This is a genomic window from Photorhabdus machadonis (assembly GCF_052657765.1).
In genome coordinates this window covers 3384420-3401161 of sequence record NZ_CP199761.1, presented here as the reverse complement: position 1 = coordinate 3401161, position 16742 = coordinate 3384420, and the positions used below count along the sequence as shown (strand labels likewise).

The window sequence follows — 16742 nt, the reverse complement described above, 5'->3', positions numbered from 1 at the left end:
AATGGGCGATTTAAGAGACCGTGATTTAAATAATATATTTGCGTATTTTTTTACTCATTTTTTCATTTTCGGTTATTTAACTGGCTGATGTAAATTTTATTTACAGGTTAAAAACGTTATTAAATTTGGTTCATTTTTAAAAATACATTATCTAATCAATCTATTTAAAATTCTTATTTACACCTTTTTTACTGGGTATATTATCATTAATAATCCCAATTGTCTTTTGCCGATATTTTTATAATTAAAAAATTTTAAACTGTTATTAAAGTCCATTCTTTAATCTTTTATTTTAATAGATATAATAAGGTTTTAGCCGTTGTTTTTACTGCTTTTAACATTTGCTTTTTATTAAGTTTAATCATCATGGTATATTGTGTTTTATGTTTAATCAATGTTGGTTATACTCGATTTTATCTTTATTGACGCTGTTTTACTGGCAATCCTGAGTAGTTTTTACTTGATGGCATAAAGATAGCATTTTATATTTTTTCGGATAATATTCTTTTTTCTGGTTTATTTTTAATTTTCTTTTGATGGTTAATGGATTTCGATTAAATCTAATTAACATCATTTTAAAAATTTGTATTTACAGTTAAATCCGTCTTTTATATAAAAGCTTTAATATCTTTGTTTTAGTGCTTTTAAATGGTTATGGCAGGGAAGTTAAATGTAAAATAACCGGAGGATAACATTGTCGGTGAATACATTAAACATGACAGGGAATAAGCCGTTTTTAGTTATTCTGTACCTTTTCAAAATCTGGTATTAATGGGCATCTGTTTTTTTACTCTTAGCTAACTAATCACCGAAAAAAGCAGCTTTCTGATTGCCAAAAAAGGGAAAAAAAGTAAAAAGAGAAAGTAAACTATGTTTAAAAGATGAAAAATCTGTAAAGCGATTCTTACATTCTATATTGAGTGGTTTTAAGTGTACCGTTTTTAATCTGATCTCCAAACCCCGATTGCTTAAATAATTCTCTCATATCACTAACAGCACCTTTATTCGGTTGATAAGATTGTTTATTCTTCCCAACAATCGAAGCAACTGAAACCTTACCACCAATAGCACCACCAATACTGGCAGATTCTACCGCTTCTTTGGCTATCAATGTACCTTTTTCCCAGGCGGGTAGCGAGTTATACAACAGTCCTAAATCGTTCTGGTTTTCTGTGGTCACAGATTGTAAACATTCATGGAATGCAGGTGGTTGAAGAAGATCATGATTTCCCTGGCAACGCCGTCGATAATTTTGCCGCCAGCCTAAATTTACGAAAGGGCGAATAAACTGCGGAGATATGAGTTTCACCTGATAGCCCCTATGTTAAATATTGTAGAGGGTATCCACCCTGCCAGCGTACCGCTAACAGGGTGAGTGTGATTATTTCATTAACAGGAAATTACATAAATCTATTTACAGTCTTTTGAATGTCACAAGTATTCTTTGGGTATATTTGATACCTGCTTCTCTAACGACCAATTTTCTGGCTTGGATTTTTCGGAGTTCCATCTTGCCCCTTTATCCAACCATTTAGATCTGTAATTTTTTAGTGCTGTTAAAGTAGAGTCCTCATAGCCAAATTCCACTCCACAACAGTCACAGATATCAAATGTTGGTGAATTGCCATCTTCACCCCATGGAGGCTCTAACTGTTCTGCTCCACATACACGGCATATATATAATCTATTATTTCTGCGCATTAAAGTAATCCAAATTTGTTTTATGTCCATGATCTGCCGGATTTGGCTTAAACATAGTTTTGGGCACACCATCTGCATTTTTTACTGCGAAAATATTTGTTGTTGGATTGTAATACAACGTATCTCCGTTAGCTCGAGCTTTGATTAAAGTTCCTTTTGGCGGATTTTTAACAAAATTATGGGTAGCTTCAACATATTGTTTTGAGTTTTGGTACTCAGGGAATTCATTTTTATGTTTGTCCCAGTGACCATAGGCGTTTGCTACAGGTTCTTTTTTATTTGTCTCTGTCCAAATTTGAGTTTCTTTATTTTTGCCCGAAGCTGTTGCGCTACTAACATTATTACGATTCTTCCCAACAATCGAAGCAACTGAAACCTGACTACCAATAGCACCACCAATACCGGCAGATTCTACCGCTTCTTTGGCTATTAATGCACCTTTTTCCCAGGCAGGCAGCGAGTTATACAACAGCCCTAAATCGTTCTGGTTTTCTGTCGTCACAAACTGGCTAAGACGATGAGCATCTTCTTCCGACAAGCCAAACATCCATCTCAGACCACTAACTTATTGGCCTCTTGAAGTTCTCTGGTTAGATTACAGGTATTAGTGTAGAACTCAAAAGAGAGAATTGTGGATTATTTCACTGATAAATAAGTGATAATCAGTAAATAAGTCAACCCCAACCAAGGTTGAGGCTATATAGATATTATAATGATATATAATATTTTTTCATATTAGCAATTATCTCTTTAACTTCATTTTTATGAAGTTTTATTTCATAAAAATTCGGGTTAGGAATATTTTCCCAATAACCACGACCATTATTATCATATCTCAAAATACGTCGTTTTGCTCCGATGATTCTAACAATATTATTGTAAGAAACAGCAAATACAGAACTACCAAAGTCATCAATATTCTCTGTCGAAGCTTTATAAATATATGATGATTCAAAATCCTCAGGTATATCACTGTTACTATCAACCAGATTAGGAGATATCATACCTAACATTATGTTAAATGCTTCTTTGATTTCTTTATCAAATACATCTTTATTTTCAGGAAAAGAAACCAATGCATTTTTATCATCTAAAGAAAAAATATCCACATTTAATGTTGCGGTGGTTAGTTCATCAGGGAACATTTTTCCATTAATATAAAAATGGAATAATCCATTTTTGAATGAACTATCACTCCAATAGGGAATATACCCTATGGATTTCAAGATGCATCGCGGCGGCAAGAGAGTGAATCCCCGGGAGCATAGATAACTATGTGACCGGGGTGAGCGAGTGCAGCCAACAAAAAGGCAACTTGAAAGATAACGGGTATATATTCTACTAATATCGCAAAGCGATATGGATCACCGAAAATCATAGTTTCTACCTCCATTTACCAGGTAAGCCAAAACTTTTCTTCACATCATTAGGAATTTCTTGTCTATCTAAATCGTTTTGGTTTTCTGTAGCCACAAACTAGCTGAGATGGACTGACAACCAAAAGGGGAGCTCCCGACTCTCTGGTCGGGAGCTAATCTATTATAAAACCCGTTTGACTGCGGCCAGCCAATCTTCCCACATAGCTGGATCCGCAGGGCCGGATGAATCATCCCAGATCGTCCAATCCATTGATCCCAATAAGCAACCGACATCATCCGATTTAGTCAATTTATATTCATGCTCTAAAAAATAAAACATAGCTTTATAAGCTTGTTCTATTGTAATCATCTTATTTTCCATTTTTACTACCTCTTGGCTTCAGCGAAGATAGTCCCGCCTGAGGATCATATGATTTAGGTGGGTTATTTATCCCAGCATTTATCACTGTATCCCCACGAGTTTGAACCCAAGCTTGAGTTCCATCTGGCAACATACGTGCAGACCAATTGTTACCATAACGATCACTACCTAAAATAGCTGTTTTATCATTTGCAACATCCAATATTAATTTTCTATTTTCAGAAGTATCAGCAATGTGCCCTTCCGATTTGCGGAAAATATGTCCAACTCGTGACTCGGGAATAGTTACCTGATTATTTGATCTTACAGATGATTCATTATTAATACGTACATTATTTCCTTTCCCTATGTTAGTCGTTGATTTATTCCCTTTAATGATCGAAGCAACAGAAACTTTACCACCAATACCGGCAGATTCTACCGCTTCTTTGGCTATTAATGCACCTTTTTCCCAGGCAGGCAGTGAGTTATATAACAGCCCTAAATCGTTTTGGTTTTCGGTGGTCACAAACTGGCTAAGACGTTGAGCATCTTCCGCCGACAAGCCAAACATCCATCTCAGGCCACTAATGGCATCGGCTGTTTTTATCCCACCTTCCATTTCGGCTTGGTAGGTCAGTGTGCATAACCCACCGCTCCCGGCACAGTCAGACAACATTTCTGCCCGTTGCGCGGCGCTCAGTTCTCCGTATTTGTTCCAGATGGCTTCGGTAGAGGTGCCTTGTTTATTAGCCTCTTGAAACTGACCAGATTGTAGGTGCTCATGGAATGCAGATGATTAAAAAAATAACGATTTCCCCGGCAACGTAAGTAGTAACCAGTAGATAAAGAAACCCCAGCTGTGGCTGGGGCTATGAGTTATTTTTTGGATGGATAGTTGTAATGATCAGGTATTTTGTAATCTTCGGGAATTTTGGGCCAATCATATCGATCTGTCCAACCGATCATTTCTATGTCTTCAAAGATTTCATCAAAAAAATTACGTAGATTCATTGCATAGATCCTAGCCATCACTAATGCTGTTTGAACTGCAATCATGTCATTTCGGTCAAGGGCTTTTTTTGATACTGCGAACATGGATATCAATTTTTTAAGCTCATCTTGCAGTTCATGATCCAGATTTAACGAATAATCAAGGCTGCCATCATTATCAAGCTCATTTTTCGAGATATTGCAGGCCGCTGCTAGCTCGACTAAAACCGTTTTTATGTCATTTAACTTGTTTATTTCAGCCAACTTTAAGTTTCCTCCCTTGACCAGCTTTGGTCTTACCCACATTTACTGAACCATCTAAATTAAGGGCTGCCTTAAAATTATTTTTACTATCAAAAAGTTCAAGGTGATTTTTATGTGAACCGTCTAGATATATTTGATCGCCTTTCTTGATTATCTCACCTAGTTTACCCTGAGCTTGATAAATACTCTGTCCTTGATACCGCTTACTGGTTTTAAGTGTGCCATCCTTAATCTGATTCCCAAACCCCGGTTGCTTAAAAAATTCCCCCATATTACCAACAGCTCCTTTATTGGGTTCATAGGGTTGCTTGCTTTTACTCTTCCCAACAATCGAAGCAACTGAAACCTGACTACCAATAGCACCACCAATACCGGCAGATTCTACCGCTTCTTTGGCTATTAATGCACCTTTTTCCCAAGCGGGCAATGAATTATACAATAGCCCTAAATCGTTTTGGTTTTCGGTGGTCACAAACTGGCTAAGACGTTGAGCATCTTCCGCCGATAAGTCAAACATCCATCTCAGGCCACTAACGGCATCGGCTGTTTTTATGCCACCTTCCATTTCGGCTTGGTAGGTCAGTGTGCATAACCCGCCGCTCCCGGCACAGTCAGACAACATTTCTGCCCGTTGCGCGGCGCTCAGTTCTCTGTATTTGTTCCAGATAGCTTCGGTAGCGGTGCCTTGTTTATTGGCTTCTTGAAGTTCTCTGGTCAGATTGTAAACATTCATGGAATGCAGGTGATTGAAGAGGATCACGATTTCACCGGCATTGGCTCCACTGTTAGCGCCTTCTGCGCTATGAGTCGCAATCGCACCGGCAACGCCGCCGATAATTTTGCCCCCGGCCTGAATGCTCATTGGGTCGCTGAAAGTTTTATCCAGTGTTATCGCTGCCAGTTCTGCTGCTAAAGCACCAGCCGCGGCACCTTTTGCATTGCCGCCACTTATCTCAGCGGCCAAAGCGGATACAGCAGCATGGCTGATCGCTTTACCCGGCACACCAAGAACCTGGCCGTTATTACCAATCAGATTGGCCCCTTCCGCATTAATCTGACTGCCAATATTAGACAGCAAAGCCGTGGTGAAATTGTCTTTAAAGCTGCCGCCATTAATCGTTGTCCCCAGACTGGCACCGATAATGGACTGGCCTGCGACCCGTTGAGCCACTTTGCTCCAGTCATGATTGCTCAGTTGGGGTAAGGTGGCTTTTGTCGCATTATCCCATCCCATCACCGTGTCAAAGCCCGCCAGTGCGCCGCCCATTGCCATGGACGTGAAAGTGGATTTAACCGTGTCGCTGCTGCCCATCGCCTTTAAGGTTTTGGATAAGTCTCCCTGATTCTCCACCAGAGCGACCGCTGCCTGAGAGGCCAGCGCCGCCATGCCGGAAGCCGTCGCGCCGTAAGCCACTGAACTCACGGTAGCGGCGGTGCTGGCGGTCGCCCCCGCTGCCGTCGCCGCTGAACCTGCCGTGCCTGCGGCTGACCCGGCCACCGAAGCCGTTATGCCTGCGCCTGCTGTCACAGCAGCCACCGCAATCGCTATCACCGCTGAAACCACCGGGTTCAGATGCTGGCTCTTATAATCCCAGCGGTCATACGCGTCTTTGACTAAGTTCCATTGCACATCCTGACGTTCATTGAGCCCTTTCAGCCAGGCGGTTTCCGGGGTATTGCCAAAGACGGAGACAACATTTTGTAACGACTGACCGTTTTTGGCTTTAATATCCGCGTTGATCCCGTTGGCTGCTTCTACGGTGAGTTTTCCACCGAGATGAATAGCGGGAAGCACCCATCTATTTTCGGTGTAGCCTTTATCTGTCTGTTTGATGTAGAACCCTTTGGAATGGGTAATCGTTTGCGCAAAGGTGCTGTTTTTTACCGCTTTAAAATTAACCTGACCGTGAGTACTGGTCAGTTTGGCATTTTGATGGGTGGTGATTTTGCTGGCTTCATAAGTGCTGTCATCCCGGCTTAACAGGTTAATATCACCGCCGGCGGTAAATTCAGTCACTTTGTTCGTGACATCATGACGGGTGCGTGTGGTGGTTTTCTTTTTGCCATACCACCGACGTTTGGTCTCTGTTTTCTCATAGTGACTGGATTCTTCCATCGCCTGAGCGTACAGATAACCGCCTTGTGCCGCGATATCCATCGCCCCTTTAGCAGCCAGTTTGGTGGACTGGAAAAGAATACTGCCGGTTGAGATAACCGTGAGTATGCCGCCACTGGTCAGTTCAGTGCCCTGCTGAGTCACGGATTCGGTGAATTCCCTGTGACCTTCCCGGTAGGTGTGGTTCTGAACCGGTTCAAAACGCATATTGCCGCCGGAGGAGAGGGTGACATCACCATCAGAAGTCAATTGAGCGCCCACGGTGGTGAGGGTCCCATTTGTTGCTATCGTCAGTTTTTTATCACTCCGGATTTGAGCAATAATATGTCGGTCATCTTTGTTGTTATCATTAGCCGGGTTAATTACAGCATATGCCAGGGACGGTAATGTGATATTTCTTCCGGCGGATAGTAATGTATTACCGTTAGCCTGTATCTGAACCGCTTTCCCATTAATATCCCCGCCACTCATTATACTGATATTATTCTTTGCGGTGATTTTGCTGCTGAGTTCTGTTGAGTCTAGCGGCAGGATATGATCTGGACAGGTTAATTCTGCGGAGCTCAAATCAATATCTTTTGCTGCGCTTAAATAAATATCTTTCCCCGAAGAGATATCTGAGCCTTTAGCGGAAATAGTATTTCCAGCATGGATTGTCAGTGATTCAAGGGCATTTAACACCCCTGATATGGGTGCGTTATGCCTGTTTGCTGTCTTTAATTTTGCAAAATTATAGGTGTCCGCATGGTTTTCTACGGTCACATTATTACTTGCTATCAGAGCGATATTTTTACTCGGTTGTAAATAGACGTTTTGTAACAGGAGATTTTTACCCGAGTGGATAGTTAAATTATTAACAGCATCCAGTTTATTGGATACAGGATGATCATGGGTACTGTGTTGGCGCCAAAGATAACCGAATTGATCACCATTATGAAATAGAATATCTCCATGACGGCTAATAGCGGTGATATCCTTTCCTTTTATATCACTTTGCCAGATATTGATATTATTGACGGCAGCCATAGATAAATTATTGGCTGTCGAAAGTATTGAATTTTTAAGGGTAATATCGTTTTCAGAAATGATGTTTAAATCATTAGCCGCGTTGATTTTATCTTTGAGGGTGATTTCTCCACTGTGTAATAAGATACTTTTAGCCGACAGTATTTCCGGCAGTTTTTCACTATTGGCGGGAAGCTCATAATAGAAATCTGAACTGGGCGGCGATTTACGTGGGTAGTCAGTATCAATATTAATGCTGTCGCTAAAGTCAGCGATAAGATTACCTTTTGCGATGATACTTGCCCGTTCAAGAATAAGGTTGTCTTTTTTTATATCGTATTTTACTTCACCCGGCGGTAAAATATGATAACTTTTATCATCCCATGGGTGATATGTGTTGATTTTTTCCAGGAGCTTATTAGACGAGAGTTTATAAATACCGGAAGGGGTATTCAGTGAATCGGTGATAGAGACATAAGTGTCCTGAGGGAAGTATTCAAACAGATTAAAATACCCTGATGCCTCTTCCAATATTCTGCTTGTATTTAAAAGTTTTTTTCCTGTCAGAAAAATATCTTTTTCGGCTTCAATTTTGCTCAATTCCTGATTTGATAATATCTCACTGTTAATATAAATATTTCCACCCGATGTGAGGACACTGGGTTGCATACTTTTTAAATTATGTCCATGTTTATGTTGTGCTTCGAGGATGTTGAAATTTTTATCTGCCGGGTTAGGAGCGACTTCTCTTTTTTCAAAAAAATAGAGACTGCGGGCATTATTCAGCTCATGAGTCCTGACAACCAAATCCCCCTTTACAGTTTTTATCGTCGCCGATCTGTTCTCAACTAACTGACCTTTATTCCCCTGCGCATCTTTCTGTATCCACAGATTATCGCTGGCTTGCAGTAAGGCTTTATCACCGGTGTTTCGCACGGTATCTCCGAATACCCGCATATCCCGGCCAGCGGTTACGCTGCCTTTATTCTCCAGCGTGGTGTTTGCCAGGGTAATATCCCGCTCTGCTTGCACGGTAATATTCGGGGCAATATCAGTTTCTTTGCCCATAATATTGAAGTCGGTTTTAGCCTTGGCATTGCCTAATTCAATTTTGCCATTAACGTTTAAAGTAATCTCACGCTGGTCGCTAACCATCTCTTTCAAATTAACCCCAATGCCATCCTCAGTGGCGACAAGCCGGATTTTATTGGCATACATGCCGCCTAATGCTTTGGTATCAATGGCTAATTGCGGTTTAGCGCCTTCTCCGGTGAGCGGGTTAACCGTGCCGTCTTTTAAGCTGATGCGGTTGGCGCCCTGCGTCAGAGAGAGCGTGTTGGCCTGAATCTTTCCATGTAATTCCGTCGCCCGGCTGATGATATCGACATAATCCGTCGCTTTGCCATCCAGCCCTTTGCCGCCAATGGTAATCTGGCCTTGTTTAACTTCCAATGCTTCCAGCGCGCCCTGTTTGTCAAACTGGGGTTTACCGGTGGTCAGGGTGGCACTGGCAGTATTGATAAAACCACAGCCATCACAGGTAATGCCGTTAGGGTTGGCAATCATCAGATTGGCTTTATTGCCGACAATTTCCAGCTGACCTTGCAGCTCAGAGCGCCCGTTGCCGGTGACTTCATTGATAATCAGTTCCGCCGCGTTGCCATGCAGATTAGGGTTGGCGTTAAGTTGCCCGGCCAGTTGTGATTGGGCTGCTTGAGTGGCGTTATTCAGCACGGCCCCCGGAGTGGCAACGTTAAACGCTTGGTAGGTGTTATGGGATATCCCGGCGTCATTCGGGGTGGCGATATTGACAACCGGGACATTGCCCTGATGTTGTACCTGTGTCTGGCTATTATCTGGCGTTATCCCAGCCGCCATAGCCGGATGAAGGGGATAAACGGCGGTCAGGTAAATTAAAAGATAACTCGTGGCCCTTGTTAAAGGGGTGCTACGTTGACTCATGTATCAGTCCTTATTTTATTGCAATGGAAATGTTTTGTTTCAATAAGTTATGTCTTGCGTTGTTACAAAATCAGTGATGCAGACCAGTAAACCACCCAGTGATCCGGTTTCAGGTGGTCAGGGTGAGTGAGTGGCTTACCAACAGTTATCGCCTGATTGAATCGGCGGTGAGTCAGTGCGAGACCAAGTGCGGTGCCGGTGACATTACCGCCATCAATTTGTCCTGCTTTTCCTCGTAACCATCCCGTATCCAGCGCCCCGGTTAAGGTGAGCTCTCCCAGTACAGGCAGCGCTGAGATTCGCCAGTTCAGCTCATTGCGCCAATATCCGCCGCGGTTGCCGGTGAGAGATTGCTCTTTAAATCCCCTGACGGAATATTGTCCGCCCAGTGTGAGGCGTTCGCTGGCGTAAAGGTTGTCGGGCGTGGTCTGGCCGTAAAGGGATGAGAGGTAATAAATGGAATCCGTGACCGGCATAAAATAGCTGGCACTCAGGCTAAATTTACGGAATTGACTCCGTGGTGCATCCGGGAAATGGGGATCCTCTTTTGTCGCACTGAACACCGGTAAACCGTGGCTGATTGCCGGGTTAAACGTGATATAGCCACCGGCCAGTACTGAACTGTAATTAATGCCAAGGTTGATAGCGCTTAACGTCGGGCTGCTGATGGATAATTTCTCTCCTGCCAGCAAATTGGTCGTCTGGCGGCGCGTCAATCCCAGATCCAGCGCCAGCTTCTGTTCGCCATCACGGTATAACGCCCGGTTTATTGCCAGCCGGTGCGTCTGGCTGTCGCCTTCGTAGCGATAGGCCTGCGAGTCAGCCGGAATATTCTGAAAAGAATCATTCCACGCGTACTGATAACTGAACAGCCAGTAACCATAAGGGATCGTTACATTAGAAGTGAGGCTTCGGTTTTGATGGTTATGGCGAAAATCACTGTTATGGCTGGCAGACAATGACCACTGATCAGCGAGATGTAATGGATTATCCAGATTTACACTGGCATTGATTTGCCCGGTGCCGGTACTTTTCTGACCACTGTTATCCGCACCCAAGCTGGCACTGATCGGTAAGCGCGTCGAGGTTCGTTTTAAGATAACCGCAGAATAACCGGGTTGTTTTCCTGGCTGAATATCAATGGCGACCTGTTGTGAGGGCAGGCGGTTCAGGCGTTCCATGCCTTGTTCAATATCCCGCAGATTGAGTGTTTTGCCAATCATGCCCGGAAAGGCCATTTTGAGTGAACGTGGTGTTTCATCATCAAGGCTGATTGACTCAATTTTGCCTTCATTCACGGTAATCATGAGGGTACCGGAGGATACATCCTGCGCTTTGAGGCCGGCACGGGAAGTGACATAACCCCGTTCGATATAGGCATTCGATACTTTACGCACCAGCGCATTAATCTGCTGCAAAGTTAAGCAATGAGATAAGTCAGGGTGAGTCAAGTTCTGTTTGACTGACCTTGACAGGCTTTCTGCACCCACAAATTCAATCTGTTGAATGGTGTGGCAAACAGATTCAGCTGCATCCGGCGTTAAAACGGGGGATGGGGATACGGTGATATTGTGGCGCAGCGCTTCCCGCTGTTGTTGGGCTTGCTGCAACAAGGCTTTTTGTTGTTGCGTGATGGTTTCTTGATCCGCCGAGCTGACAGGAATTGCCGCCTGTGCCAGTGCGGAGATTGTCAGCAGAATAAGCCCGGTCAGACTGCGGTGATAAAACGGTAATTTTCCCATAGGTAATAATTAATAATTTGATAATGACATTATTAAACCATTCTAATGTGGTATTAATTTATCGTCTGAATGGATAGTGTTAAATGCGATCAATGTCTAGATCTTTAATCCTGACAATGGGCAATGGGATATATTAAATGCTGTAAAGTGGTGATAAGGATGAAGGTAATCTCTTATACATCAATATCAATTCTTTAAGTTACTTAATGGTATTGTGTCCCAAATCCAGCAGGTGTGCGGCATCCTGCTGACTATTCTCCAGCGCATTTGTTGCCCGGTAAGCGAGTAGCGGTGTCAGTTTTCAAGCGTGATTTGATTGTTTGGCGGTGTTTTTAAATAAACTGGTTGACTAAAAGTCTGCAAAATTTTACGCGCTTTTAATGGTTTAAGGCATAGATTTAAATAAAAAGTGTTTAAATTTTAAAAAATAGATTTATTTTATATTTAGGATATCTTTTTTTACGCTTTTTATCCTGTTTTCATTAATATAGGCTCGTCATGTGATTTTATATTTTAATTTAACTCCATTCACTCATATTTATTTAAATGATGTTTAGATAAATCGGTAAATTAATTTAATAATGTCTTGTTAAATTAACAATAGTGAAAAGTTTGGGGAATTAATTACCCAGAAATATTATAATGATTAAACAGATATTTAAGCGTTAAATCACATTAAAGGTAATTAAATAAAACCATATAAAAGCAATGCCATTGGGCAGGATAGTGTCGTGTAAAACAGGATTAAATTGGCGATTTAAGAGACTGTGATTTAAATCATGTATTTGTGGATTTTGTTACTCCTTTTTTCATTTTCGATTATTTAACTGGCGGATAAAAATTTTATTTACAGGTTAAAAAAGTTATTAAAGTTGGTTCATTTTTAAAAATATATCATCTAATTAACATGCTTATTTACCCTTTTTTACTGGGTATATAATCATTAATAAGTCCAATTGTTTTTTACCGATATTTTTATAATTGAAAAGTTTTAAACTGTTATTAAAGTCCATTTTTTAATCGATGTAATAAGGTTTTAGCCGTTGTTTTTATTGCTTTTACATTTGCTTTTTATTAAGTTTAATCATTATGGTATATTGTATTTTACGTTTAATCAACGTTGATTATACTTGATTTTATCTTTGCTGACACTGTTTTACTGGCAGTTATGAGCAGTTTTTATAAATCATAATCCTTTATTTTATCTTCATAAATCAACCTGTAAATAGTTTGATGGTATAAAGATACTCTTTTATTTTTTTTTCGGATAATCAACCTCTTTTTTAAGTGTTTAAATCCTGCCAGATTAACCGTTTTATCCATTTATTATAAAGAAACGACTAAAAATCACATTTATATCAGGTTTTTAAGATAATGTTCTTTTTCTCTCTGGTTTATTTTTAACTCGCTGCTAATGGTGATAGTTAATGGGTTTCGATTAAACTTAATTAACATTCTTTTAATAGTTAAAACCGTCTTTTATATAAAATTTTTAATATCTCTGTTTTCATTCTTTTAAATAGTCATGGCAGGGCAGTTAAATGTAAAATAATTGGAGGATAATAAATAGCTTTTCATAATACCGATACAGTTGGTCTATTTGATTAATGTCCGAGTAGTGCAAGTCTGATGCTTGATAGGCAGCACTCATATACAGGATCTTAAGAATTAAGTCGTTCAAAACACGCATCCAATGTTTTGTTTTTAGACGACTTTCTTTGCGGTGTTTTGAATGCATTCTGGGATAAATAGACTTTGGCTTTTTCCAGCCAAAAACACGTTTCCGACCATGCCCTTTGGAGGAGATTTTCTATTATGGGTTTTAACCAGATCTCCGTATTTTGGGCCGCTTTAAGCAGTGAAACCGCTGGGAATAATCGCCTTGCCAGCGAGCGTCTGAGCAACAACGCTAATAAGCTCAGCCAGATAAGCCCCGTGACCAACGTTTCTTTTCGTGTCGTAAACCGGTGCCAGTTCGTGTGTGATTTGAGTTCTTTAAACAACAGTTCTATTTGCCAGCGGCAACGATAAATATCCATGATGTCATTGGCTGTAAATTCCTCGACTGATAAGTTAGTCAGCCAGAGACAGAAACGTTTTTCTTCAGCAAACCAACGGCGGATCAGGCGAAACTCATAGCCATTACGCCGACAAATCAGATCCAACACCTCAGAACGATTCGTTCTGCGTGTCACGGATTTCAGGGGCTTATCGGACAGCTTCGATAAGATTTTTCCCTGACCATTGCGTGCCCTGATTATTTGGGGATTAAGCGATTTACCGCCCCGCACAATAAACGAACCGCCTGAGCGTGAGAGTTGTTCAAAATACTCAAAATCGACATAACCGGCATCCGCTAATAATAATTGGTCATGCAATGTTGCCGGAATAGGCAGGTGAGTCCGCTCAGAGGCGGTATCTGCAGTAACAGCCATTTTCACGGGAGACTGGGTTAATAATGACAAGGTCATGTGACATTCCACTGCCGCTGCGGTTGCCTGAAATCGACAAGGAAAAACATCAGCCAGTGCCGAATGGACTTTAAATGAACTGCCATCCTGTAAAATAACATTTTGAAATTTGGCGAGTTTTTTGGGCAGGACGAGGTGCTTTTCAGCCCATTGTGCCATGGCAAACCTGACCAATATTTTGACAAATTCAACAAAAGCCGCTTTCCGTAGCTGATTATAAAAAGGACGGTAGCTAACGTGTTGTTTTTCATCGGGGCACAGGCCATTAAATTTTTGGTGTAGCTGAGCTATAGACGTCACTTTCCCCGAACTGAGCGCTGTGATAAGACTGAGAATAAGCGTATGAGGCTCGATATTTCTCACGCGCTGAATAAACCCGCAGCGAAGCGCCATTTTTTGCAAAGAAACGTCACTGAAGAATTGCATTAATTGGTGTTTTATAGCGATAATCGTCACAGGCTTCATCCGTGGTTTTGGTATTAGTTTGGCGACGATTATCAGATCATAAATGAAGCCTTTTTTCTATCTAAAATATACAGTTACTGCTTAAGAGCCTGTATATGAGGCAGCACTAACTTATCGCTCTGCTATGCATAGCGCACAACCCTTGCTACACAAAGCGTTGTACGAAGTGGAGCACTATTTTGGAAAGTTATTTATTGTCGGTGAATACATTAAATATAACAAGGAATATGCCGTTTTTAGTGATTCTGTACCTTTTTAAAATCTGGTATTAATGGATACCTGTTTTTTTACTCTCAGATAACTCATCACCGAAAAGAAAACAACTGGTGGATCGACCAAAAAGGGAAAAAATCCCAGCTTTTTTATCGCTGGGATCTTGATTTAACCGATACAACGACTAAAAGCTAATCTAAGAGCTGCTCCAATTTCCTCCGAAGAACTATCTATCGGAAGAACAACATAATCAGATTCTTTAATTCTATCACCGCTCCAAGCTTCAAGCTTTTCGTGGTAGCTAGGTCTCATGGTTATTAGGCTATTAACACCATGAATTGAACATCGTTTCATTCCCTTAAATAACGCACGTTTGGTCTTATAGCCATACTTTTCAATCAACATTGCTATCCAAGCAGCATATTGCTGTTTACCTTTTTCGAGATCAAAAAAAGCCACACGTTCATCAAGAGAAGTTAATGTTCGACTATCTGACAGAGCTTGTATCAGTGTTTCACCGATATCTTTATTATTAGCATCTGGTGCAAGTAGATGGAGGGGAAATAAAGGATCGCCCCCAACCATTCCTAATCCAGAATAAATTTCAATAAGTAAAAACTCATTAGTACTGTAGCAACCAGCCCAATAATCCTGATCTTTGTTGTATTCGCCGGAATCGCTAATCTGATTTCTCTATTCCATTATAATTGTAGCTAATTCAGTGGAAAAAGTACTCAAGGTTAAATGGCCTGCGTCTGGTTGAGTTCCAGACGCAGGTATCATTAGCCGCCTAGTGTGACCTGTCCAACTTTTGGGGGCAGGTCATATTCATACTGGGGTTAAAATTATAGATTTACTATTTTTACTAAAGTGATTTTCTCCTCAAGAAAAATACATTCTGGAATATCGTTATATATATATATTTCATCTCCCAAATTAAGCAGGCTAATCTGACCATAATTATAAAAAATAAAACTAAAGCCAATGACACATTGCTCAATTTCAGAGTAAATAGCATTAAAACAAGATAACTTCTGTCCTATCAATCCATTGAATATTGAATGTTGGGATATATCCTTAATTATTTGTTTCCCGTATTCACCTAAGTCACTCTCGATCATCGGCTTATTGCATACAGCTAGTGATGAGCCGTCTTGACCGCAAGATATCTTCCTTGATATACCAGCCCCTTCAAATTCGAAAAATAATTCTTGAGGGTGCTCTATATCCTCTACATGTAGCATATAGACTAATCCCTGAACAGATTTAAGGTGGTTTCCAATAATGCCCATTCCCCAATCATGGGCTTCTTTAGAGATAATATTCAACGAGGTTCTCCTTTTAGGGCATTTTTGACAGAAGTATTATTAACCCCATCTTTTAGTATAGTAACAAAAGTTCCGTCTGGTTTAGTAACAACAACATCATTACCCTTTATTTTGAAGAACACACCACCTCTTGTTCCATTAGGGCCCTGTCCAGCAAAAACTCCTGGGATTGTTTTATCTGCGTTGTTACCTATATCATTTATTTTATCCAGCAGCATTTTTCTATCTGTAGCATTTGATGCATTACCGCCAAAATCTTCAACATGCTTTCCAAGTTTTTTTCCTAACTGAACATCATCAACTTTGAAAACACTTCCTGCTCCAACTCCATTACTGGGGAGTGATGTAGTTCCTGGTTTTGGTAACTGTCTTATTTCATCACAGGCCTTATTGATAAATTTAGAGGCTTCCCCAACATTACCTTTTTGTAAGGCTTTCTCTGCTGCTTTGATAGTCTTTCCGGCAGCATCACCTGCACCGGGAATAATAGCTATCGCGGCGACCAGATAATCTAATGCACTCTCAGCTTCAACAAAACCTTTGATATCCCCGATAACCGGCACGAAGTCAGTACCAACGCTGATAATTTTCCCGGCTTGCTTACACGCCTCCGGTGACTGCTGACAAAAGGCTTTCTTTTTCTCCTCATAAGCTTTGAATGACGATTTCCCCGGCATTAGCGCACCACTGTTAGCGCCTTCTGCGCTATTGGTTGCGATGGCACGGCTACACCGCCGATAATTTTGCCACCCACCTGAAGTTC

Annotated in this window: 11 protein-coding genes and 1 pseudogene; all 12 read right to left on the bottom strand. The window is 41.0% G+C overall.

What is annotated here, in order from left to right:
- Positions 1–904 precede the first annotated feature (904 nt).
- The 12 genes and pseudogenes from ACUN2T_RS15980 to ACUN2T_RS15925 all read right to left on the bottom strand — a co-directional run bounded on the left by ACUN2T_RS15980 (position 905) and on the right by ACUN2T_RS15925 (position 16656).
- Positions 905–1309 (bottom strand): hypothetical protein, encoded by a 405-nt coding sequence (locus ACUN2T_RS15980; protein ID WP_445493985.1) that lies wholly within the window; start codon positions 1307–1309, stop codon positions 905–907.
- A 378-nt stretch (positions 1310–1687) separates the two neighbouring features.
- Positions 1688–2077, bottom strand: a pseudogene (locus tag ACUN2T_RS15975) (hypothetical protein); the annotation flags it as partial.
- Between the two features lie 331 nt (positions 2078–2408).
- Positions 2409–2927: an immunity 42 family protein gene (locus tag ACUN2T_RS15970; RefSeq protein ID WP_445493984.1), complete on the bottom strand. Its 519-nt coding sequence runs from the start codon at positions 2925–2927 to the stop codon at positions 2409–2411.
- A gap of 313 nt (positions 2928–3240) precedes the next feature.
- Complete coding sequence (locus ACUN2T_RS15965; RefSeq protein WP_445493983.1) at positions 3241–3429, bottom strand: hypothetical protein; 189 nt, start codon at positions 3427–3429, stop codon at positions 3241–3243.
- A 1-nt stretch (position 3430) separates the two neighbouring features.
- Entirely contained in the window at positions 3431–4099 is a 669-nt protein-coding gene (locus ACUN2T_RS15960; RefSeq protein ID WP_445493982.1) for a hypothetical protein, read from the bottom strand.
- 200 nt (positions 4100–4299) lie between these two features.
- Positions 4300–4677, bottom strand: coding sequence for a DUF6853 family protein (locus ACUN2T_RS15955; RefSeq protein ID WP_445493981.1), 378 nt, complete (start codon positions 4675–4677; stop codon positions 4300–4302).
- Entirely contained in the window at positions 4670–9760 is a 5091-nt protein-coding gene (locus ACUN2T_RS15950; protein ID WP_445493980.1) for a DUF637 domain-containing protein, read from the bottom strand. The genes ACUN2T_RS15955 and ACUN2T_RS15950 overlap by 8 nt, the downstream gene beginning before the upstream one ends.
- Positions 9761–9822: 62 nt before the next feature.
- Entirely contained in the window at positions 9823–11502 is a 1680-nt protein-coding gene (locus tag ACUN2T_RS15945; RefSeq protein WP_445493979.1) for a ShlB/FhaC/HecB family hemolysin secretion/activation protein, read from the bottom strand.
- A 1661-nt stretch (positions 11503–13163) separates the two neighbouring features.
- Positions 13164–14429: an IS4 family transposase gene (locus ACUN2T_RS15940; RefSeq protein WP_445497895.1), complete on the bottom strand. Its 1266-nt coding sequence runs from the start codon at positions 14427–14429 to the stop codon at positions 13164–13166.
- A 390-nt stretch (positions 14430–14819) separates the two neighbouring features.
- Positions 14820–15335, bottom strand: a complete 516-nt coding sequence (locus ACUN2T_RS15935; RefSeq protein WP_445497894.1) for a contact-dependent growth inhibition system immunity protein — start codon at positions 15333–15335, stop codon at positions 14820–14822.
- A 161-nt stretch (positions 15336–15496) separates the two neighbouring features.
- On the bottom strand, positions 15497–15979 hold the full coding sequence (locus ACUN2T_RS15930; RefSeq protein WP_350307677.1) for a hypothetical protein: 483 nt from the start codon (positions 15977–15979) through the stop codon (positions 15497–15499).
- On the bottom strand, positions 15976–16656 hold the full coding sequence (locus ACUN2T_RS15925; RefSeq protein WP_445493978.1) for a hypothetical protein: 681 nt from the start codon (positions 16654–16656) through the stop codon (positions 15976–15978). Before ACUN2T_RS15925 ends, ACUN2T_RS15930 begins: the two co-directional genes overlap by 4 nt.
- Between the last annotated feature and the right edge of the window lie 86 nt (positions 16657–16742).

What these genes read in the sequence shown, in the direction of transcription:
- ACUN2T_RS15965 (WP_445493983.1), bottom strand. Translation starts at nt 3,429, where the DNA reads ATGATTACAATAGAACAAGCTTATAAAGCTATGTTTTATTTTTTAGAG.
- ACUN2T_RS15960 (WP_445493982.1), bottom strand. Translation starts at nt 4,099, where the DNA reads ATGTTGTCTGACTGTGCCGGGAGCGGTGGGTTATGCACACTGACCTAC.
- ACUN2T_RS15950 (WP_445493980.1), bottom strand. Translation starts at nt 9,760, where the DNA reads ATGAGTCAACGTAGCACCCCTTTAACAAGGGCCACGAGTTATCTTTTA.
- ACUN2T_RS15945 (WP_445493979.1), bottom strand. Translation starts at nt 11,502, where the DNA reads ATGGGAAAATTACCGTTTTATCACCGCAGTCTGACCGGGCTTATTCTG.
- ACUN2T_RS15925 (WP_445493978.1), bottom strand. Translation starts at nt 16,656, where the DNA reads ATGCCGGGGAAATCGTCATTCAAAGCTTATGAGGAGAAAAAGAAAGCC.